The following is a 20104-nucleotide window of genomic DNA, read 5'->3' on the forward strand; positions in this document are numbered from 1 at the left end:
TCGTATGGTGCCTGCAAGTCCTCGTAGAGACAGATTTTCCACATCACCACTGCGTCGGGCTCATCAATCCTCGGCGATCAGGCTGTCGCGTTGCGTGTCGCGCATCTGCAGGTAGACGATCAATGAGATGCCGATCATCGCGGTGACGTACCCATAGAAACCTTGCTCCCATCCAGCGGCCTTGAACTTCAAGGCGACATATTCAGCCGTGCCGCCGAAGATCGTGTTCGCCAGCGCATAAGGCAGCGCAACGCCGAGCGCGCGGATGTGAGCGGGGAACATCTCGGCCTTCACGACCGCGTTGATCGACGTGTAGCCCGTCACGATGATCAGCGCGGCCATCACGAGCAGGCCGGCAGTGAACATGTCCCGCGTCTGCTCGAGCGCGGAAAAGATCGGGTAGGTAAACAGCGCGCCCGAGACACCGAACGCAATCATCAGCGGCTTGCGACCAATCCTGTCGCTGAGCGCACCGGCAACCGGTTGCAGCAGCATAAAGACGAACAACGTGACCGCGTTGATCTGCGTCGCCGCTTCCTTGGTGAAGCCGGAGGTGTTGACCAGGAATTTCTGCATGTAGATCGAATAAGCGTAGAAGGCGAGCGTACCGCCGGCGGTCAACAGCATGACCAGGGCGGTTACCTTCGGATGGTGGCGCAGCAGCGCGAGAAAACCCGATTTCGGCGCGCCCGATGCTTGGGCGTTCTTGAAACTCTCCGTCTCGGCGAGCCCGCGGCGTAGACGGAACACGACCACGGCGAGCACCGCGCCGACCGCGAAGGGGATACGCCAGCCCCATTCCTCCAGCGCGGGCTTGTCCATCACGCTCTGCAGGACGAGCAGCAGCAGGATCGCGAGCAACTGACCCGAGATCAGCGTGACATATTGGAACGAGGAGAAGAACCCGCGCCGGTCCTTGCCCGCCATCTCGGACAAATAGGTGGCACTCGCGCCATACTCGCCGCCGACCGACAACCCCTGCATCAACCGCGCGATCACCAGCAGCGTCGGCGCGAGCACACCGATCGTGGCATAGCCAGGCGTCAGCGCGATGATGAGCGAGCCTACGCACATCAGCGACACCGACAAGGTCAGCCCCGACTTGCGCCCGTGACGGTCGGAATAGATGCCCATCACCCAAGCGCCCACCGGCCGCATGACGAAGCCGACCGCGAACACCGCTGCGGCGCTCAACAATTGCGCAGTCTGGTCGTCGCTGGGAAAGAAGTGCGGCGCGAAATACAGCGTGAAGGCGGCGTAGACGTACCAGTCGAACCACTCGACCAGATTGCCCATCGACCCACCGATGATCGATTTCAGCCGCGTCCTGGTGCTCGGCGCTGCGCCGGGTTCGGCGGTGGTCATGGATCGGGTCGCCACGCTGTCTCTCCTGTCATTTTCTGCTCGCATGGCCGGAAACGGTAGCGGTCTGGTAAGGCAAGACAACCGGGGCTGGCGTAACCGGCATCGGTCAGCGCCGCACTCTGCTGTTGTCGAACAGCTCGCTCACCGTTGGCAATGTTTCGCGGTCGTAGCTGCCCCGCTGAACGCATCGTCGACGTGGACGCTGAGGCGCGACGCTCCAGGCCTTTTCTCAACCGTTAGGTTCGCGCGACGAACGCCTGCCAAGCTTCGGCCAAGCGCCGGTCGTAGCATCCTCCCATGCACGGTACGCGGCTTTAAACGGCGGTGATTACCGGAACCTCGAACAAGACGAGCGGCGACGTCGCCGCCTCGGCGCAAGCCTCGTCGATGTCACGCCGCAGCCTCGACGACCGTCTGCGGCGCGACGACGTTGAAGCACGTAATCACCGCCGCTCAGGATAGAGCGTGTGATTGGAGGCTCTTGCCATCGACCAGAGCACTGCTAGGCGATCGCGTCGGCGAAGGCGCGTGGGACGCGTACAACCGTGCCGTGCCGCGCCTTGTCCGGGAAACGGACGCGTCGTGTTTCATCCTGCCAATGCACGAAGTCGGTCGTCGAGGCCGCGCCGAAATGGCCCTGTTCGTATATGTCGTAATAGACGATGTAGCGTTCACCCAACCGGATGGCGGTCGAACCTTCGGTCATGCTGACGGTGAACGGCTTGCTCACCGGGCCGAACGGACCGGTCGGAGAGGCCGCCGTTCGGGTGACCAGCCAACGCCGCCGTTCGGTGTCGTGGGTTTCATCTTTGTAGATCAGTTGATAACGACCATTCTCCAGCCGAAGCATGGTGAAGTCGATCGAGTCAGTGCCTGGATCAAACAACAGCCGGGTCGGCGTGAAGCGGCGGAAGTCGCGGGTGCGGGTAAAGTAAGGACGTAATTTCAGCCCGTCAAAACGCTCGCCGGGCGTGGCACCATAGCGACCATCGATGCTGCTCGACCAGAAGATGATGAACTCTCGGGTTCTTGGATCATAGATCATCTCGGGTGCCCAGCTGTTCCGGACGCCGCGGAAACCAAACATCACCGGAATGGTCTGCTGTGCTGACCAGTGGACCAGATCGGGCGAGGTTGCATGCCCGATCACCGGGCCGAACCAGTCGCTTGTCCATAGCAGATGCCAGAGGCCGTCAGGACCTTGTGAGATATGAGGGTCGCGCATCAGCTTGTCCTGGCCGACCTGCGGTTTCAGGAAACCGCGCCCGCCGCCGAGCGGGGTGAACACAAAACCGTCCTCGCTGCGTGCCAGCTTCAACCCATCGCGGCCCTCGTCCTGGTCGGTGAAGTAGCTCAGAAGAAAGACGCTGTCGGACTTGTCTTGCGCAAATGCCGGAAGGGCAGCGTATCCGAAGGTCGCACCTAATCCCCCAAGAAGCGTGCGCCGCGTCGTTTCAACCATGATCAGTCTTCCTCGTCCTGGATAAAGTAATCGGCGCCCCGGTCCAGCAACAGCCGCACGCACTGAACCTCTTCATCGTCGGCGACGATCTCGAAGGAGGGGTCGGAGCGCAGCGGGCGTTTGACGGCCACGACGTCACAATGAAGGGCGAGTCGGACCGGGCACAACGCGGGGGCGATTGCCAACAATCGGTTCGCTTGGCTCTGTCCCTTTAACGGCCGACACCAACGAAGGTAGAATGAACAAGCGTCTGGCTCCGGGCAGCGGGTCAAGCCTCGTAAATAGCTGCTGGTGGACCTTGCCGAATAAAGCTGAAGCAGCAACCCTCCTTAGGTCGATGCCGCTTCCTACCTACATCGGCGTACCCGGCACCGGTGAGCGCCATTAGACAAGCGTGTCAGATCCGGCGGCTGAGCGAACCAAGGAACGATCGTGACCAACCTGTCTCCCGCTCTGGTCGCCGGAACACCCGGCTACCGCCGCCTGACATGGGCGATGCTGTTCGCGGGGTTCGCGACTTTCTCGACGCTCTACGCGGTGCAGCCGCTGCTGCCGCTGTTGGCAGCCCATTACCGGTTGAGTGCGGAGGCGGCGTCGCTGGCCGTATCCCTCGCAACTGGGCCGCTGGCCATCGGTATTCTGGTGGCGGGTTCGGTGTCGGACCGGTTCGGGCGACGGACGCTGATGGTCGCGGCGATGATGACGGCGGCATTGCTTACGCTGGCAGCTGCGGTAGTACCGGGCTGGTACGGGCTGCTCGGCTTGCGCTTCCTGGCGGGCCTCGCACTCGCGGGCGTACCGGCGGTAGCGATGGCCTATGTGGCCGAGGAGGTCGATGTCGCCTCGATCGGCTCCGCAATGGGTTTGTATATCGCCGGCAGCGCGCTGGGCGGCATGGGTGGCAGGCTGGTCGCCAGTCTGGTTGCGGCGGCGGCCGACTGGCGCTGGGCGTTGGCGGCGGTCGGATTGGCGGGGCTGGTCATGGCGGAGGCGTTCCGGCGCCTGGCCCCGCCGTCACGCCGCTTCGTGGCGAGCGAGGCGGACTGGCTGGCCCTGCCGCGCGGCGCGGCGCTCTTGTTCCGCGATCCCGGGTTGCGGCTGCTCTACCTGGAAAGCTTTCTGCTGATGGGCGTCTTCGTTACCATCTACAATTACGTCGGATTTCATCTGCTCGCAGCCCCCTATGGCCTGGGGCAGGCGGCCGTTGGCGCGGTGTTCCTGCTCTATGTTCTCGGATCGATCAGTTCGAGCCTGTTCGGCGGACTGGCGGGTCGGGTCGGGCGACGGCGCATCTTCTGGATCCCGACCGCCCTCGTAATCGTGGGGGTCGCACTCACCGCCGCTGCGCCGCTCTGGCTGGTGATCGCGGGCATCGCAGTGGTGACCATCGGCTTCTTCGGCGCGCACTCGATCGCCAGCGCGTGGGTCGGGCGTCGGGGCGGGGCGGCGCGCGGGCAGGCAGCCGCTTGGTATCTATTTTTCTACTACATGGGGTCCAGCATACTAGGCTCGGCGGGCGGCATGGGTTGGACGTATGGTGGATGGCACGGCGTTGTCGTTTTTTGCATCGTGCTGGCCGTGATCGCGCTGGCTGTCAGCGTCCTGCTGTTCCGCATCCGCCCGCTTCCCGAGAACGAGCGGGTACGACCGGCTAGCCCGCCGACCCTCGGCTGAGCTAACGCGCGAAGCTCGCGCGACAACCATGGCGGTGGAAAGTTGCTGGCGTTCGATGTCTGGCTAATCGACGAGGGTGCCTGTGCCGGCCTCGCCCCGCGGGGTGTTGAGGCGGGCTGCGCACGTAGCGCTTGCCCTTGCACGACTTAGCTGAGCTAAATGGGTGCGCGTATTTCCGAAGCGTGAGACCGCGTCCGCCGCGTCGCGTATGGCTTCGCTCTACCGCGTCTTGGCTTTGGCAACGCCGAAGTCGAGCAGGTTGTAGCTCAGCGTAATGGGTGACTTAAGCTACGAATAACGTTGGCAGCGGGCACGAGTGCGCGGCCTGCCGTAGGCCAGAGCACGACGACAGATTACCGAACTTCAATCTATTCTTGATGGTTCATGCTCAACACAAATGGAGAGATAATCCGGTTGTTCAAGCATGTGCGCGGTCAGAAGTGTCGACTTGCGCGAGCAGTTGGCGTGATCGACTTGCCGACACTGCTCGCTGACTGCATGGGTCCTGAGCTTATCCGCACCGCGACCAGCGCCCACGATCGAACCCCAGAGGGGAAACTCACTCATTGAAAAATGGTGCTGCCGGTGAGGATTGAACTCACGACCTCAGCCTTACCAAGGATGCGCTCTACCACTGAGCTACGGCAGCACTCGCGTCGTGTGGGCGACGGGAGGGCGCCTAAGAGCGGTTCGGCGCGTGATTGTCAAGGCGATATCGTCGCGGTAGCGGTTGGCTCATGACGCATCGTGACGATCGTGCCGCCCGGCTGGCGGAAGAGCTGCGCGCCAATCTGCGCCGCCGCAAGGCGCAGGCGCGCGCCGAGCGTGAGGAAGGCGCCTCCGCCCTACCGCCAGAGGAGCCACGCCGCACGCCGGAGTAGCGGCGACGTGGGGATCGGTCAGGGAGCGATCGGCGCGCATTTCTCCGCCAGCCAGGCGCGATCGTCCTCGGGCAATATCGGGCCGAGCGTTTCCGTTACACGGACGTGATAGGCGTCGAGCCAGGCGCATTCCTCGTGCGACAGCAGCGCCGCGTCGATGAGGTCGCGCTCGATCGGGGCGAGCGTCAGCGTCTCGAACGCCAGCATGGTCGCCTCGCCGCCGGGCAGGTCGCGCTCGACCACCAGCAGCAGATTCTCGATGCGGATGCCGTACTCGCCTGCTTTGTAATAACCGGGTTCGTTGGACAGGATCATGCCGGCGCGCAGCGGCTCCTGCGGGCCGCCGCCGGGGTAGGTCGGCTTGGCAATCCGCGCCGGCCCCTCGTGCACCGCGAGGAAACTGCCGACGCCGTGTCCGGTGCCGTGCGCGAAGTCGAGCCCGGCGGCCCAGAGCGGCAGGCGCGCGAGTGCGTCGAGCTGCTGCCCGCTGGTGCCCGGCGGGAAGGTCGCGGTGGCGAGCGCGATATGGCCCTTGAGCACACGGGTGTAGCGGTCGCGCATCTCCGCAGTGGGCGTGCCGATGGGAACGACGCGGGTCACGTCGGTGGTGCCGTCGAGATACTGGCCGCCTGAATCGATCAGGTAGAGCTGGCCGGGCTCGATCGGGAGGCTCGACTCTTCGGTGACGTGATAGTGCGGGATCGCGCCGTGCGGACCGGTCGCCGAGATGGCATCGAACGACAGGTCGCGCAATTCGCCCGTTTCCTCGCGGAATCGCTGCAGTTGCGCGGCGGCGGAGAGCTCGGTCTGCCCGCCCTTGGGCGCCTCCGCCGCGATCCAGCGCAGGAAGCGCGTGAGCGCGGCGCCGTCGCGGATGCTGGCGGCGCGGTGGCCGGCGATCTCAGCCGCGTTCTTGGTCGCCTTGGGGATAATCGTCGGATCTCGCAGCGGCAGCGCGGTGCCGCCGCCCGCCTCTACCGCGTCGAAGATCGCGGCAACCGCGAGCGCCGGGTCGATGGCGATGCGCTTGCCCGCGAAGCGGCCGAGCGCGGGCGCGAACTCCGCGCGGTCGTGCACGCGCACCGCGTTGCCGAGGTGCTGGTGCACCGCATCGGTCATCTTCTCGGGCGCCACGAACAGGTCGGCGGTGCCGTCCGCGTCGACGATCGTGTAGGCGAGCGCGACCGGCGTGCGCGACACGTCGGCGCCGCGCACGTTGAGCAGCCAGGCGGTCGAATCGAGCGCGGGGATGACGACTGCGTCGGCGCCCACTTCGTTCAGCCAGTCGGCGACGCGCGCGCGTTTCGCGGCCGAAGTCTCGCCGGCGTGGGCGTCGCTGTGCATTGCCAGCGGCGCGGGCGAGGGTGCGGGGCGATCGTGCCACACCGCGTCGATCGGGTTGGCGTCGACCGCGACCAGCGTCGCGCCCTCCGCGGCGAGTGCCACGCGCGTGTCCTCGACCCAGGCGCGGGTGTGGAGCCACGGGTCGTAACCGACGCGCGCGCCCGCAGCGACGTTCCCGACCAGCCATTCCGCAACGCTGTTCTCGGGCACTGCGACGTACTGCCAGTCGTCCGCGGACACCTGCTCGCGCACCTGGATCGTGTAGCGGCCATCGGTGAAGATCGCCGCCACCTCGGGCAGCACCGCGCCGGTCCCGGCCGACCCGCCGAAGCCGGTCAGCCAGCCGAGCCGCTGCGCGTAGCCGCCGACGTACTCGCTCATATGCTCATCGGTCAGCGGCACGACGAAGCCGTCGAGGCCCTGGTGCGCGAGCTGCTCGCGCAGTGAGGACAGGCGGGCGGAGTGGGTCGACATGGATATTGTCCGGATGCTGCGGGTTGATGAGCCACCATGTGCCAGACGGAGCCACGTCGCGCCAAGTCGCCAGTCGCTGCCCCGACCTCATCCGGGCCGCTCTGCTTTGGCTCGCTCCGCTGTGGGGTTGACCGCGAAACCGCCTCTGTCATCATGCGGTCATCCCCGCTCGGCACAGCGGGTTTGAGCGATGACTAGGGGGATCTGACGTGTTCCATCCCGATCTGATGCGCCATCCGGACTCCTGCCCGACGCTGGTGCTGAACGCCGATTATACGCCGTTATCCTATTATCCCCTGAGCATCTGGCCGTGGCAGACCGCGATCAAGGCAGTGTTCCTCGACCGCGTCGACATCGTCGCGCATTACGAGCGCGAGGTGCACAGCCCCAACCATACGATCAAGCTGCCGTCCGTGATCGCGCTCAAGCAGTTCGTGCGGCCGTCGCAATTTCCCGCTTTCACACGTTTCAACCTGTTCCTGCGCGATAAGTTCGCGTGCCAATATTGCGGGCACGGCCGCGACTTGACGTTCGATCACGTCATCCCGCGCGCGCAAGGGGGGCGGACCACGTGGGAGAATGTCGTCACCGCCTGCTCGCCCTGCAACTTGAAGAAAGGCGGGCGCACGCCGAAGCAGGCGCACATGCCACTGTTCCTCGAGCCGATCCGCCCAACGAGCTGGCAGTTGCAGGAGCACGGCCGGCGCTTTCCACCCAATTATCTCCACGCGACGTGGCGCGATTGGCTTTACTGGGACGTTGAGCTCGAAGCCTGAGTGCAGGCTGACGTGATCAAAGGGTACATGATGCGGTTGTTGCTGGTTGGTGGGTGCGCGCTCACGCTGATCGCCTGTTCGGGCAAGTCGGCGGACGAGAAGGCGATGGAGAACGCCGAGCTCGCGAACTACACGCCGCCGTTCGTCATGTCGCGGCTCGACTATGGCGGCGTGATCGAGCGGCGCTTCCGCCGGCTCGACGCGAACAACAACGACAAGCTCGAGCCGAGCGAGATCTCGCCGCGCCGCCGCGCGCTGGTGATGGGGTTCGACACCAACAAGGACGGCGCTGTCAGCGTCGAGGAGTGGAGCCGCGGCATGTTGGTGCGCTTCGATCGCCAGGACCTGAACCACGACGGCACGGTGACCAGCTTCGAACGCGAGCGCGCGCGCGAGTTGCACGACACCGACCTGCCGACGCCCGACGACGAGCCGGCGAACGGCAGCGCAGCGGCCGCGCGCTGACCCGGCAACTGCGCATCGGCACGGATCGCCTGTTGACCGCGTCGGTGGTGCGACGCAGCATGTAGCGATGAACGATCTGCCCTCGATCACCAACAATCCCGACGTCCGCTATCTCGGCCGCGTTCTGGGCGACGTCATTCGTGCCTATGGCGGTGACAAATTGTACGAGCGTACCGAGGCGATCCGCTCCGCCTCGGTCGAGCGGCATCGTGGTGGCGAGGGCTCACCCGACGCCGAGCTGGGCACGCTCGACCTCGACGAGACGCTCGACTTCGTGCGCGGCTTCATGCTGTTCTCGATGCTGGCCAATCTTGCCGAGGACCGGCAGGGGTTCGCGGCGGAGAAGGGGGCGGATATCGCGGCCGCGCTCGAGCGGTTGGCGGGCGAGGGGATCGACCGCGACGCGGTGATCGCGCTGCTCGACCATGCACTCGTCGCGCCGGTGCTGACCGCGCACCCAACCGAGGTGCGGCGCAAGAGCATGATCGACCACCGCAACCGCATCGCGCAACTGATGGCGATGCGCGACCGCGGGGTCGAGGCGACGCCGGAGGGCGATCTGGTCGACGAGGCGATCGTCCGACAGGTCGCGCTGCTGTGGCAGACCCGCGTGCTCCGGCGCGAACGGTTGTACGTCGTCGACGAGGTCGAGACCGCGCTCAGCTACCTGCGCGACGTGTTCCTCCCCGTCATCCCGGCGCTCTATCAGCGCTGGGATCGGGCGCTCGGGCAGCGCGTGCCGTCGTTCCTGCGCCCGGGAAGCTGGATCGGCGGCGACCGCGACGGCAATCCGTTCGTCACCGCCGATAGCCTGCGTACCGCGCTCGCCCGTGCGTCGGAGGCGGTGCTGGGCTTCTACCTCGATCAGCTCCACGCGATGGGGCAGGAGCTGTCGATTTCGACCAACCATGCCGCGGTCGACGAGGCGGTGGTGGCGCTGGCGGAGGCGAGCGGTGACGCGGCGGAGAGCCGCAGCGACGAGCCGTATCGCCGCGCGCTGTCGGGCATCTACGCGCGCACCGCGGCGACCTTTGCCAAGCTGGTCGGCAAGCCCGCACCGCGGCCGGGCGCGTTGAAAGGCGAGCCTTACCCCGATCCCGCCAGCCTACGCGCCGATCTGGTCGCGATCGCCAAGCCGCTGGCGCAGGGAGGCGACGGGCTGCTCGGCAGCGGTGGCGCGATCGGGCGGCTGATCCGCGCGGTCGACGTGTTCGGTTTCCATCTCGCGACGCTCGACCTGAGGCAGAACAGCGCGGTGCACGAGCGGGTGGTCGCGGAGATGCTGCGCGTCGCGGGTGTCTGCGACGACTACGCCGTGCTGGATGAGGCAGCGCGCGTTGATCTGCTCAAGCGCGAACTCGCCAGCCCGCGCCCGCTCACGTCGCGCTTCGCCGAATATTCGGACGAGACCGCGGGCGAACTGGCGATCGTCCAGGCGGCGGCCGACGCGCACCGCGCCTATGGCCCGGCGTGCATCCGCCAGTATATCGTGTCGATGTGCAAGTCGGTCAGCGACCTGCTCGAGGTGCATCTGCTGCTCAAGGAAGTGGGGCTCTATCGGCCGGGTGAGCCGGCGCAGGCCGACGTGATGGCGGTGCCGCTGTTCGAGACGATCGAGGATTTGGAAGCCGCTCCGGGGGTGATGACGGCTTGGTTCGCGATTCCCGAGGTTGCTGCGATTGCGTCGAGCCGCGGTCATCAGGAAGTGATGATCGGCTATTCCGACAGCAACAAGGACGGCGGGTATCTCACCTCGACATGGCAATTGTCGAAGGCGTCGACTGCGCTCAAGCCCGTGTTCGAGGCGGCGGGTGTGGGGATGCAGTTGTTTCACGGCCGCGGCGGCGCGGTCGGGCGCGGCGGCGGTTCGAGCTTTGCCGCGATCCGCGCGCAGCCGCCCGGCACCGTGCAGGGACGCATCCGCATCACCGAGCAGGGTGAGGTGATCGCGGGCAAATACGGCACGCGCGAGAGTGCGATGACGAACCTGGAGGCGATGGCGTCGGCGACGCTCCTCACCAGCCTCGAACCCGCGCCGCTGTCTAACAGCGAGAACGAGGCGTTCGGGGCGGCGATGGACCGCATCTCCGACGCGGCGTTCCGCGCCTATCGCGGGCTGGTGTACGAAACCGACGGTTTCCGCACCTTCTTCCGCCAGATGACGCCGATCGCCGAGATTGCAGGGCTCAAGATCGGCAGCCGCCCGGCGAGCCGCAAGCAGTCGGACGCGATCGAGGATTTGCGCGCGATCCCCTGGGTGTTCAGTTGGGCGCAGGCGCGCGTCATGCTGCCGGGCTGGTACGGGGTGGGCCAGGCGCTCGCCGGGTTCGACGATCGCGCGTTGCTGAAGGAGATGGCGGAGGCGTGGCCGCTGTTCGGCGCGACGCTCGCCAACATGGAGATGGTGCTGGCGAAGTCCGACATGGGGATCGCCCAGCGCTACGCCGCCCTGGTCGGGGACGCGGGTCTGCGCGACCGTGTGTTCGGGCGCATCCGCGACGACTGGCATTTGACCCGCGACCAGTTGCTCGAGGTGACAGCGCAGACGCGGTTGCTGGAAAAGCACCCCGCACTCGACGCGTCGATCCGACTGCGGCTGCCCTATATCGAGCCGCTCAACCTGCTCCAGATCGAGCTGATCAAGCGCAACCGCGCCGGCGAAGACGACGCGCGGGTGCGTGAGGGCATCCTGCTGTCGATCAATGCGATCGCAACCGCGCTGCGCAATTCGGGGTAAAGCGCGAAAGGTCACGCTAAGGTCACACCAACGCGCGGCGTCGCGGCGGGGTCTGGGCGTTGGTGGCGGAAGGTTACGCTAAGGTGAGGCCAACACGCTTCGTGGCGAACTGCGTCCGGCGCTTGGATAATGTCCGCTTTTGATGGTTAGCGGACGTTCCCGGTCGGTTGCGGACGAGGAAGTGCCCCAGATTCGAATGAACGCTGCCAACCCTCCGCAGCGATCAGACGTGCCTGCTGAAACGTAAGGTCTACTTGCGAGACTTGCCGGTCGGTGGTGCTGATGAAGTCCACTTTTATCGTGTGCTTGCCGCAGGCATCCGTAGACCTGTCCATGTAATCCCAAACTAAAAAACGGAACTGGTCAGCGTTCATGGTTTCGGCCAACCGTCGTGCACCAGCCACGCCGTTTCCGAGGGGCGTCCCACGTCGCCACCGCCGAGCGAAAAGTTGGCGGACTGATCAATGAGACTTTCTAGCAGGGCGTCTCTTTTGGGGTTTCTCACCGATGCCGTCGCTATGATTCTTGCGGCTCGACGGCCAAGCGCTTGATGCAACGAACGAGCGCTGCTGATGCTGGCCAAATCGCAGCTTGGAAGAGAGGCGCCGGCAGTAAGAAGCAGGATTGTGGCGATCATGAGTAAAGGCTGCCCGATATTTCGTATGTCCAGAATTAGGCGATAGCGGACATTCGAAACAGCAGCACGCTGCCCCACGGCTTTTCCGACCAGCCTGACGCTCTTGGTCTCGTCACCCCGGACTTGATCCGGGGTCCCGCTTCTCGGACGGGGTGCGAAGAAGCAGCGGGATCCCGGATCAAGTCCGGGATGACGATGGATCGAAACGGTCGCATCGGTCTGAAACAGCTCCGCGGAAGGTCACGAACGTCACACCCGTACGCATGTGCGGGCGCGCGCGTCTGTGTTGGTGATGTCAAAGAACGTCGCCGTCGTGCCATGCGCGGGGACGTGTAGGACAGCCCCCGCGCGCGGCCTCAGCCCTCCAGGCTCTTGGATGCCTGCTCGAACAGGTCCTTCGACAGGCCCGGATGCGCGACGATGCGCTGCAGTTCGGCGCGCATCAGGGCGGCGCGGGTCGGGTCGAAGCGGCGCCAGCGGCCGAGCGGGGGGAGGAGCTTGGCCGCGGTTTGCGGGTTGAGCACGTCGAGTGCGATCAATTGGTCGGCGAGCCAACGGTAGCCGGCGCCGCCTGCCGCGTGGAAGGCGCGCTGGTTGACGCCGAACGCGCCGATCAGCGAGCGCGCGCGGTTGGGGTTGGCGAGCGAGAAGGCGGGGTGCTCGGCGAGGCTGGTGACCAGCGCGGGGGTGTCGTCGGCGGGGGACAGCGCCTGTGTCTGAAACCATTTGTCGAGCACCAGCGAGTTGCCGGCGTAACGCTGAAAGAATTCGCCGAGCGCGCGGTCACGTTCCGCCGAGTGGCCGGCGACGAGCGTGGTGAGCGCGCCTTGGCGGTCGGTCATGTTGTCGGCCGCCGCGAACTGCGCGTAGGCGAGCCCGGCCGCGTCGTCCGCGCCCGAGGCGACGATGTAGCCAAGCGCGACGTTGCGCAGCCGCCGGCGCCCCTTGTCCTCGGGCGTATAGGCATAGGCGCGACCGCTGCCCGCCTCATAGGCGGTGCGCCAGCGCGCCTCCAGGTCGCGGCCGAGATCGCGGCGCAGCGCCTCGCGCGCGGCGTGGATCGCGTCCGGGTCGACGGTCGAGAGCTGGTCGCCGATGAAGCTTTCTGACGGCAGTAACACGGCCTCCGCGACGAAGGCGGGGTCGAGTTCGGGGTTGTCGAGCGTGTCGGCTACTGCGGCGATCACCGCGGCGTGATCGGCGGCTCCTTCGATCGTGGCGGCAACGAGCGTGTCGAGCATCAACTGCTGCATCGCCTCGTAGCGCGCGAACGGATCGTCGTCGTGGCGCGCGAGAAAGGCGAGGTCGGCGGCGGTGCGGTCGCTCTCGATCACGACGGGGGCGGAGAAGCCGCGGTTGAGCGACACGATCGGACGCTCGGCGATCGTCTCGAACGTCACGCTGGCGCTCGCGTCCGACAGGATGACGAGCTGCTCGTCGGTGAGCGCCTCGCCCGTCTCGGCACCGAACAGGCGAATCTTGAGCGGGAGCACCTGCGGCTGCTTGCTCGACTGGCCCGGCGTGTCGGGCACCTTCTGCGCGAGGTTGAGCGTCGCGCGGCCCGAGCCGGGTTCGTGCTCCAACGATACCGACACGCGCGGGGTGCCGGCCTGCGAGTACCACAGCCGGAACTGCGACAGGTCGATCTCGCCTGCTTCTTCCATGCAGGTGACGAAATCCTCGCACGTTGCGGCGGTGCCGTCGTAGCGGTCGAAATACAGGTCCGTCGCGGCGCGGAAACGCTGCTCGCCCAGCATCGTCGCCATCATGCGGATCAGCTCCGCACCCTTGTTGTAGATGGTGGCGGTGTAGAAGTTGGAGATTTCGAGATAGCTTTCCGGGCGGACCGGATGCGCCAATGCGCTCGCGTCCTCGGGGAACTGCCCGGCGCGCAGGCCGCGCACGTCCTCAATCCGCTTCACCGCGGCCGAACCCTGATCGGCGGAGAAGCCCTGGTCGCGGTAGACGGTGAAGCCTTCTTTCAAGGAAAGCTGGAACCAGTCGCGGCAGGTGATGCGGTTGCCCGACCAATTGTGGAAATATTCGTGCGCGACGACCGCGGCGATCGCGTCGTAATCGTAGTCGGTCGCGGTGTCGGGGTCGGCGAGGATGTAGCGGCTGTTGAAGATGTTCAGCCCCTTGTTCTCCATCGCGCCGAAGTTGAAATCGTCCACCGCGACGATGTTGAACACGTCGAGGTCGTATTCGCGGCCGTAGACGCGCTCGTCCCACGCCATCGACAGTTTGAGCGCGTGGAGCGCGTGGTGGGTCTTCGCCAGGTCTGCCTCGCGCACCCAGATGCCGAGCTCGACCGTGCGGCCCGAGCGTGTGGTGAAACTGCCCCGGTTGACCGCGAGGTCGCCCGCGACCAGCGCGAACAGGTAGGACGGCTTGGGGTAGGGATCGTGCCACTCGGCCCAGTGCGTGCCGTCGTCATTGTCGCCTTGTGCTACCGGATCGCCATTGGCGAGCAGGACGGGGAAGCGCGCCTTGTCCGCGCTCATCCTGACCGTGTAGGTCGACAGCACGTCGGGGCGATCGGGGAAGTAGGTGATGCGGCGGAACCCTTCCGCCTCGCACTGCGTGCACAGATTGCCGCCCGAGGCGTAGAGCCCCATCAGCTGCGTGTTGCGCTCGGGTGCGATCTCGACTTCGGTTTCGACCAAATGCGCGTCGCCGGGGAGGGGGAGGATCAGTTGCTCGCCCTCGATCCGCCAGTCGTTGACCGCGATGCCGTCAACCGTGACCGACAGCAGCTTTTGCCCTGCGCCGTCGAGTACCAACGGGAGGTCGTGTGCGCCCGATCGCTCGACCGACAGCCGCGCGCGGACGCGGGTGGCGGCGGGATCGAGTGCGAAGTCGAGCGCGGTCTCGGGCACCGTCCACGCCGGCGCGGTGTAATCCTCGCGGCGAAAGATCGTCGGGGTAGCGATGGTGGAGGTGGCGGGGGCGGCGGTGTTGAGGGCGTCGAGCATGTCGGTTCCTATCATCGGCAGCGTGCAAGGTTCCATCGAAACCTTGCGCGCGGCCGGCGCGCTGCTACGCAGAAGTGATGACGATCGATCGTACGTTTGCGAAGCGTTTACCGGCGGTTGCGGCGATGGCGCTGGTGATGGGGGCGGCGCCGCCGCAGGGTACGCCGGCGAGTGCTCCGGTTTCATCGCCGCCGTCGGCTGCCGTGAGCGGCGAGGAGGCGGCGATCCGCGCACACGTCGCGTATCTCGCGGACGACGCGTTGCAAGGGCGCGAGGCGGGAAGCGCGGGGTTCGACACCGCGGCGCAGTATGTCGCGCGGCAGTTCGAGGCGGCGGGGCTCAAGCCCGGCGCGGACGGCGCGTTCCTGCAACGCGTGCCATTGATGAAATATCAGGTCGAGGGTGCTGCGAGCGCCTCGATCGGCGACGCGGCGCTGGCGCCGGGCGTGGACTTCACCGCGGCGGCGAACCCGCAAGCGGCGCGCACCGACGTGGCAGCGCGGGTGGTGTTCGTCGGCCAGGGCGTGTCGGCGCCGACGCGCGGCCACGACGATTACGCGAAGGTCGACGTGCGCGGCGCGATCGTCGCGCTGGTCGGCGGCGCACCCGCCGACATGCAGAGCGAGGAGCACGCTTATTTCGCGAGCATGCGCACCAAGTTGCAGGCCGCCGCCGCGCACGGGGCGGTCGGCGCGGTGCTGCTGACCGCGAGCGGCGCGAAGGCGCGGCCGGTGCGCGCGGGCGGGGTGCAGTTCGGCTGGGCAACGCCCGAGGGCACCGCTTTCGCGCCGGGCGTGCCGCTGCTCGCCACCTTCACCGATGCCGGCGCGCGCAAGCTGTTCGCCGGCGCAGCCACGACCTGGGATCAGGCGCGTGGCCTCGTGAACGGTCGCCAAGCGTTTCCGCCCGCCGCGCTCGCGACGACGCTGCGCATCCGCAGCGCGACCCGGTTCACGCCCGTCGCCTCGTCCAACGTGGTCGGCGTGCTGCCCGGCACCGATCCGGCGCGGTCGGGCGAGGTCGTGGTGCTGTCGGCGCACCTCGACCATATCGGCGTCAGCGCGAAGCCGAACGCCAAGGGTGACCGGATCAACAACGGCGCGCTCGACGACGCGATCGGGATTGCTAGCCTGATCGAGGAAGCGCGGCGCTTCCAGCGCGCTGGCGCGGGCAAGCGGACGGTCGTCTTCCTGGCGGTGACCGCCGAGGAGAAGGGCTTGGTCGGCAGCGACTATTTCGTGCGGCACCGGCCCGGGGGTCTGGAGAATATCGTCGCCGACGTGAACCTCGACATGCCGGTGCTGACCTATCGCTTCGCCGACATGGTGGCGTTCGGCGGCGACCGCTCGACGCTGGGGCCGGTGATCGCGCGCGCGGCGAACAGCGGCGGCGTGACGATGTCGCCCGATCCGATCCCGGAGCAGACGATCTTCACGCGATCGGACCATTTCCGCTTTGTGGAAGCGGGCGTGCCGTCGGTGTTCCTGTGGCCGGGGCTGAAGGGCGACGGCGCGCGCGCGGCGTTCGAGGATTTCATGAAGAACCGCTACCACCAGCCCGGCGACGAGGTGGATGCGGGGATCCTGTGGGACCAGGCGGTGCGCTTCGTCGACATCAACTACCGCGTCGCGCGCGAGATCGCCGATGCGCCCACCAAGCCGGTGTGGAACAAGGGCGATTATTTCGGCACCGCGTTCAAGGGGCCGATGGCGAACTGATGTTCGTCTTCGGGCTCGGCTATGCCGCGCGCGCGATCGTCGCGGCGGCGGGGGGTATTGCGCTGGGCACGACACGTGACGGGCGCGCGGGCACGATTCGCTACGACGACGCGGGTGCGGTGCGCGCCGGTGTGGCGGCGAGCGATCGCGTGCTGGTGTCGATCCCACCCGATGCCGAGGGCGATCCGGTGCTGCGCGATTACGGCGACCTGCTCGGCGGCAAATGGGTCGGCTATTTGTCCTCGACCGGGGTGTACGGCGACGCGGGCGGGGCGTGGGTGGACGAGACGGCACCGGCGGATCGTGGACGGCGGGCGCGGCGCAATGCGGCCGATGCCGCGTGGCTGGCGCGCGGTGCCCATGTGTTCCGCCTGCCCGGCATCTACGGCCCTGGCCGCTCCCCGCTCGATCGCGTGGCGAACGGCGAGGCGCACCGTACTGGCATCGAGAACCAGGTGTTCAGCCGCGTCCACGTCGACGACATCGCGTCGGGCGTAGTGGCGGCGTTCGACGCGCCGGCGGGAGCGTACAACCTGTCCGACGACGAGCCGTGCTCGCAGGACGCGGTGGTCGATTATGCCGCGGCGCTGCTGGGCGTCGCGCCGCCGCCGCTCGTCTCGCTCGACACGCTGTCGCCGATGGCGCGTGGCTTCTACGCCGAAAACCGCCGCGTCGCGAACGGCAAGGCGAAGCGTGTGCTCGGCTGGCGACCGCGCTACCCGGACTATCGCGCCGGCCTGCGCGCGGTGAATGCGATGACGGGCCGGGCGCCAGCGGTCGTTGAGCGCGACAAGCCGTAGCTGTGGATTAACCGCGTTATCCTGACCGTCGCGTTGGCCTGAATGCGGTTGGCGCTGAGACGAGTTCGACGTCGGCGCCTTGCGTACCGGCAATCGGCAGGGTTCCTCTGACGCAACCGTGCTATGGGCGGTGCGAAGACGGGCCGGACGTCAGCACTATTGTCTCTCGGTCGAGCTCCGCACGCGGTAACAGCCCGCGAACCCAGCGGCACCGTTCCAATTACTCCGCGGGCCTACGCGCGGGAAAGCGGTTCCGGCCAGTATCGCCTATGGTCGAGCACAGCCACCGGCGATGATCCTGGCACGCGGCCGCCTTACCGGTTCGGCCTGCGCGCGGTCAGCGCGATGACGAGGCCGATACCTGCCAGCACACCACCTGCGGCCGCCAGCAGCGACCAGCGGTAACCCTCGAACACGGTCGACAGCAGCATCGCAATGACTGGCACGATGACGCTGTTGTACGCCGCCTTCGCCGGACCGATCGTGCGGATGATGCGGAAGTATAAGGTGAAGGCTAGCGCCGACGCCGCTAGACCTAAGTAGAGTACGCCCGCGATGTAGCTTGGCCGGGGATCGAATACCGGCGCGCCGACGGTTGCGAGCGCGAAGGCGGCGTCCATCGCGGCACCCAGCAGCATCGCCACCGCGAGCATCGGGATCATCGGATAGCGCGCCGCGGTCTTGGTCGCCTGCATGACGTTGGCGACCGAGGCGGACAGGATCGCGCAGATGGTAAGGCCGATGCCGATCAGCGCCTCGCCCGGTCCGTTAGGGTCGCTGCGCGCTTCCTGGACGAACAACAGCGCCACGCCCGCCATTGCCACCGCTGATCCGAGCAGCAATTGCCGCCCCATCCGCTGCCCCAGGAACACGCGCGCGAACACCGCATTGGGCACCAGCAGCAGCGCGAACACGACCGAGACGAGGCCGGAGGTGATGTGCTGCTCGGCGCGGTAGACGAAGTTGAAGTTGCACACGAACTGCGCCAGCCCGAGCACCGCGGCGAAACGCCAGCCGGCGGCGTCGAACGCCAGCCGCTCGCCGCGCGCCTTTGCCAAGGCGGCGAGCGCGAGGCCGGCGACCGCGAAGCGATACGCGACCGACCAGCTCGGCGGCACCACCGCGCCCGCGAGCTGGTCGCGGATCACGATCCAGGTCGATCCCCAGATCAGCAGCACGACCGTGAACGGGATCAGCACGCTGGCGCGCGTCGACTGCGGTGCAGGGGCGGTGGACATGGGTGCGGCGCTTACCATATCGCGCGCGCGCCGCTACCCGCGGGATGGCCGCGGCGGGCCTGCTACTTGGCTACTTCGGCGGGGAAGGCGCGCGCCCACCAACGCCGGCCGAAGCGACGCCATAGCCAGCCAACCAGCAGCAGCACCGCGAGCGGCGGCCCCAGATAGGCGAGCAGCGTCAGGAGCGAGGCAAGCGTCCAGGTGAGTGACGCATAGCCGGCCTGCGCCGCCTCGGCCAATCGCGCGCGCAGCCCGACGCCGCTGCCCGCGGCATAGGTGAAACTGATCGGCGTGGTGGACACGCTCTCGCGTGCTGCCGCGGCGGCGGCGCGCGCCTCGCGCTCGATCCGACGCTGCTCGGCGCGTTGGTCGCGCAGCGTCGTGCGCGCAGTGGCGGACAGGCCGGGCCGGTCGAGCTCGTTGCCGATCTCCATGCGGTCGCTCTCGGCATCGGCGATGCTGGCGTTCGCCGCGCTGGTCGCGGGCGATGCGTCGGTGCCGGTGATCTCCGCGCCGGTCAGCGCGCCGCCCGCCGCCTCGACCGCCTTTACCCCGCGTCGCCCGAACGCGCGCGCGGCGGGGGCGACACCGCCACGTCGAGCGACGCATTGACCTGACCCGAGCCGTCGAGCCGATAGGTCATGCCGGTGATCCGACAACGCGCGGGCGTGAGCTGCTCGCACGCCTGCGCCTGCGCTTCCTGCGCGTCGGCGATGCGCGCGGAGGGGACGCGGAAGTCGTAGCGATAGGCGAAGGCGACCCCGCTCGCGCTCGCCGTCGTCTCGCCGGGCTCGCCATCGGGTACCTTGCTGCACCCGCCGAGTGCCAGAGACACGGCCATGCCCCACATCACGCCCGGCCCGAACCACCGCATCGATCGTGTCCCCTTTAGGTGACGTCATCGTGGCGCAGTGGCCGTAGGTGCGCAACTGGCTCAGATGGCAGCCGGGCGTCGTTGCGGCGTTCTGCTGAACAGCGGATAACGGGCGCGTTCAGCGTTTAATCAATGCGCATCGGGCACTCAGTTCCCTACCGACGCAGCAACCCCGCCGCGCCGCGTGGAACATGGGAGCAGGCAGATGCTGAAGACGCTTTCGATCGCCGCCGGAACGCTGGCGATGGGTGTCACGTCCTTCGCGCCGGTCGCGGCGCAGGCGCAGGGTTATGGCCGCGGCTACGACGACCGCGGCTACAGCCGGGCGTATAACGATGATCGCTACCGCGACCACGACCGCGCCTATGTGCGCGCCGAACGCGACGGCTGGAACCAGGGCCCGGCTTATTACGAGACCGATCGCCCGCGCCATTACCGCAACGCGCGCGATTACCGCTACACCGATCGCCGCTGCCAGAACGGCACCACGGGGACCGTGGTAGGGGCAATCGCGGGCGGGTTGCTCGGTCGCGTGATCGATCGCCGCGGCGACCGGACGCTCGGCACCGTGCTGGGCGCGGGCGCGGGTGCGCTGGCGGGCAATGCGGTCGAGCGGTCGAACAACGTCGGTTACTGCCGCCGCTGATGATCGCGGGGAGGGCGAGCGATCGCCCTCTCGGTGAC

General features: G+C 67.1%; 16 protein-coding genes and 1 tRNA gene. 8 read left to right on the forward strand and 9 right to left on the reverse strand.

What is annotated here, in order from left to right; translation table 11 throughout:
- Positions 1-63: 63 nt before the first annotated feature.
- From HRV97_RS09330 to HRV97_RS17660, 3 genes are all read right to left on the reverse strand, one after another.
- On the reverse strand, positions 64-1365 hold the full coding sequence (locus tag HRV97_RS09330) for an MFS transporter (RefSeq protein ID WP_174194150.1): 1302 nt from the start codon (positions 1363-1365) through the stop codon (positions 64-66).
- Between the two features lie 502 nt (positions 1366-1867).
- Positions 1868-2827, reverse strand: coding sequence for a glycoside hydrolase family 43 protein (locus HRV97_RS09335; protein ID WP_174193994.1), 960 nt, complete (start codon positions 2825-2827; stop codon positions 1868-1870).
- A gap of 2 nt (positions 2828-2829) precedes the next feature.
- Positions 2830-2958 carry a hypothetical protein gene (locus HRV97_RS17660; protein WP_281356799.1) on the reverse strand — a complete coding sequence of 43 codons (129 nt, stop codon included), beginning with the start codon at positions 2956-2958 and terminating at the stop codon, positions 2830-2832.
- Between the two features lie 301 nt (positions 2959-3259).
- Here HRV97_RS17660 and HRV97_RS09340 point away from each other — a divergent pair, with 301 nt between their 5' ends.
- On the forward strand, positions 3260-4501 hold the full coding sequence (locus tag HRV97_RS09340; protein ID WP_343044475.1) for an MFS transporter: 1242 nt from the start codon (positions 3260-3262) through the stop codon (positions 4499-4501).
- A gap of 574 nt (positions 4502-5075) precedes the next feature.
- Here the strand turns inward: HRV97_RS09340 and HRV97_RS09345 are convergent.
- A tRNA-Thr gene (locus tag HRV97_RS09345) sits at positions 5076-5150 on the reverse strand.
- Positions 5151-5238: 88 nt separating this feature from the next.
- Between HRV97_RS09345 and HRV97_RS09350 the strand changes: the two genes are divergently transcribed.
- A complete protein-coding gene (locus tag HRV97_RS09350) occupies positions 5239-5382 on the forward strand; it encodes a hypothetical protein (RefSeq protein ID WP_174193995.1) in 144 nt (47 codons plus the stop codon).
- An 18-nt stretch (positions 5383-5400) separates the two neighbouring features.
- Here the strand turns inward: HRV97_RS09350 and HRV97_RS09355 are convergent, their stop codons facing one another.
- Entirely contained in the window at positions 5401-7200 is a 1800-nt protein-coding gene (locus tag HRV97_RS09355; RefSeq protein WP_174193996.1) for an aminopeptidase P family protein, read from the reverse strand.
- Positions 7201-7409: 209 nt separating this feature from the next.
- On the opposite strand from HRV97_RS09355, the gene HRV97_RS09360 reads away from it, so the two are divergent.
- From HRV97_RS09360 to ppc, 3 genes are all read left to right on the forward strand, one after another.
- The gene (locus HRV97_RS09360; RefSeq protein WP_174193997.1) at positions 7410-7976 is read left to right on the forward strand and encodes an HNH endonuclease; all 567 of its coding nucleotides are present in this window, start codon (positions 7410-7412) and stop codon (positions 7974-7976) included.
- Between the two features lie 12 nt (positions 7977-7988).
- Positions 7989-8441, forward strand: coding sequence for an EF-hand domain-containing protein (locus HRV97_RS17785; RefSeq protein WP_174193998.1), 453 nt, complete (start codon positions 7989-7991; stop codon positions 8439-8441).
- A gap of 67 nt (positions 8442-8508) precedes the next feature.
- Positions 8509-11178 carry a phosphoenolpyruvate carboxylase gene (gene ppc / locus HRV97_RS09370; RefSeq protein WP_174193999.1) on the forward strand — a complete coding sequence of 890 codons (2670 nt, stop codon included), beginning with the start codon at positions 8509-8511 and terminating at the stop codon, positions 11176-11178.
- Positions 11179-12171: 993 nt separating this feature from the next.
- On the opposite strand, the gene pepN is transcribed toward ppc, so the two are convergent.
- The gene (gene pepN, locus HRV97_RS09375) at positions 12172-14790 is read right to left on the reverse strand and encodes an aminopeptidase N (RefSeq protein ID WP_174194000.1); all 2619 of its coding nucleotides are present in this window, start codon (positions 14788-14790) and stop codon (positions 12172-12174) included.
- 77 nt (positions 14791-14867) lie between these two features.
- Between pepN and HRV97_RS09380 the strand changes: the two genes are divergently transcribed.
- Both HRV97_RS09380 and HRV97_RS09385 read left to right on the forward strand, forming a co-directional pair.
- Positions 14868-16508 (forward strand): M28 family peptidase, encoded by a 1641-nt coding sequence (locus tag HRV97_RS09380; protein ID WP_174194001.1) that lies wholly within the window; start codon positions 14868-14870, stop codon positions 16506-16508.
- A complete protein-coding gene (locus HRV97_RS09385; RefSeq protein WP_174194002.1) occupies positions 16508-17308 on the forward strand; it encodes a Rossmann-fold NAD(P)-binding domain-containing protein in 801 nt (266 codons plus the stop codon). The genes HRV97_RS09380 and HRV97_RS09385 overlap by 1 nt, the downstream gene beginning before the upstream one ends.
- A 314-nt stretch (positions 17309-17622) precedes the next feature.
- Here HRV97_RS09385 and HRV97_RS09390 read toward each other — a convergent pair whose 3' ends face one another.
- From HRV97_RS09390 to HRV97_RS09400, 3 genes are all read right to left on the reverse strand, one after another.
- The gene (locus HRV97_RS09390) at positions 17623-18546 is read right to left on the reverse strand and encodes a DMT family transporter (protein ID WP_174194003.1); all 924 of its coding nucleotides are present in this window, start codon (positions 18544-18546) and stop codon (positions 17623-17625) included.
- A 62-nt stretch (positions 18547-18608) separates the two neighbouring features.
- Complete coding sequence (locus tag HRV97_RS09395; RefSeq protein ID WP_174194004.1) at positions 18609-19205, reverse strand: hypothetical protein; 597 nt, start codon at positions 19203-19205, stop codon at positions 18609-18611.
- Positions 19094-19420 carry a hypothetical protein gene (locus HRV97_RS09400; RefSeq protein ID WP_174194005.1) on the reverse strand — a complete coding sequence of 109 codons (327 nt, stop codon included), beginning with the start codon at positions 19418-19420 and terminating at the stop codon, positions 19094-19096. Before HRV97_RS09400 ends, HRV97_RS09395 begins: the two co-directional genes overlap by 112 nt.
- Positions 19421-19625: 205 nt before the next feature.
- Here HRV97_RS09400 and HRV97_RS09405 point away from each other — a divergent pair, with 205 nt between their 5' ends.
- On the forward strand, positions 19626-20066 hold the full coding sequence (locus HRV97_RS09405; protein ID WP_174194006.1) for a glycine zipper 2TM domain-containing protein: 441 nt from the start codon (positions 19626-19628) through the stop codon (positions 20064-20066).
- Positions 20067-20104 lie beyond the last annotated feature (38 nt).

This window comes from Sphingomonas hominis (genome assembly GCF_013328205.1).
GTDB lineage: Bacteria > Pseudomonadota > Alphaproteobacteria > Sphingomonadales > Sphingomonadaceae > Sphingomonas > Sphingomonas hominis.

What these genes read in the sequence shown, in the direction of transcription:
- HRV97_RS09330 (WP_174194150.1), bottom strand. Translation starts at nt 1,365, where the DNA reads ATGACCACCGCCGAACCCGGCGCAGCGCCGAGCACCAGGACGCGGCTG.
- HRV97_RS09335 (WP_174193994.1), bottom strand. Translation starts at nt 2,827, where the DNA reads ATGGTTGAAACGACGCGGCGCACGCTTCTTGGGGGATTAGGTGCGACC.
- HRV97_RS09350 (WP_174193995.1), top strand. Translation starts at nt 5,239, where the DNA reads ATGACGCATCGTGACGATCGTGCCGCCCGGCTGGCGGAAGAGCTGCGC.
- HRV97_RS09355 (WP_174193996.1), bottom strand. Translation starts at nt 7,200, where the DNA reads ATGTCGACCCACTCCGCCCGCCTGTCCTCACTGCGCGAGCAGCTCGCG.
- ppc (WP_174193999.1), top strand. Translation starts at nt 8,509, where the DNA reads ATGAACGATCTGCCCTCGATCACCAACAATCCCGACGTCCGCTATCTC.
- pepN (WP_174194000.1), bottom strand. Translation starts at nt 14,790, where the DNA reads ATGCTCGACGCCCTCAACACCGCCGCCCCCGCCACCTCCACCATCGCT.
- HRV97_RS09380 (WP_174194001.1), top strand. Translation starts at nt 14,868, where the DNA reads ATGACGATCGATCGTACGTTTGCGAAGCGTTTACCGGCGGTTGCGGCG.
- HRV97_RS09385 (WP_174194002.1), top strand. Translation starts at nt 16,508, where the DNA reads ATGTTCGTCTTCGGGCTCGGCTATGCCGCGCGCGCGATCGTCGCGGCG.
- HRV97_RS09390 (WP_174194003.1), bottom strand. Translation starts at nt 18,546, where the DNA reads ATGTCCACCGCCCCTGCACCGCAGTCGACGCGCGCCAGCGTGCTGATC.
- HRV97_RS09400 (WP_174194005.1), bottom strand. Translation starts at nt 19,420, where the DNA reads ATGCGGTGGTTCGGGCCGGGCGTGATGTGGGGCATGGCCGTGTCTCTG.
- HRV97_RS09405 (WP_174194006.1), top strand. Translation starts at nt 19,626, where the DNA reads ATGCTGAAGACGCTTTCGATCGCCGCCGGAACGCTGGCGATGGGTGTC.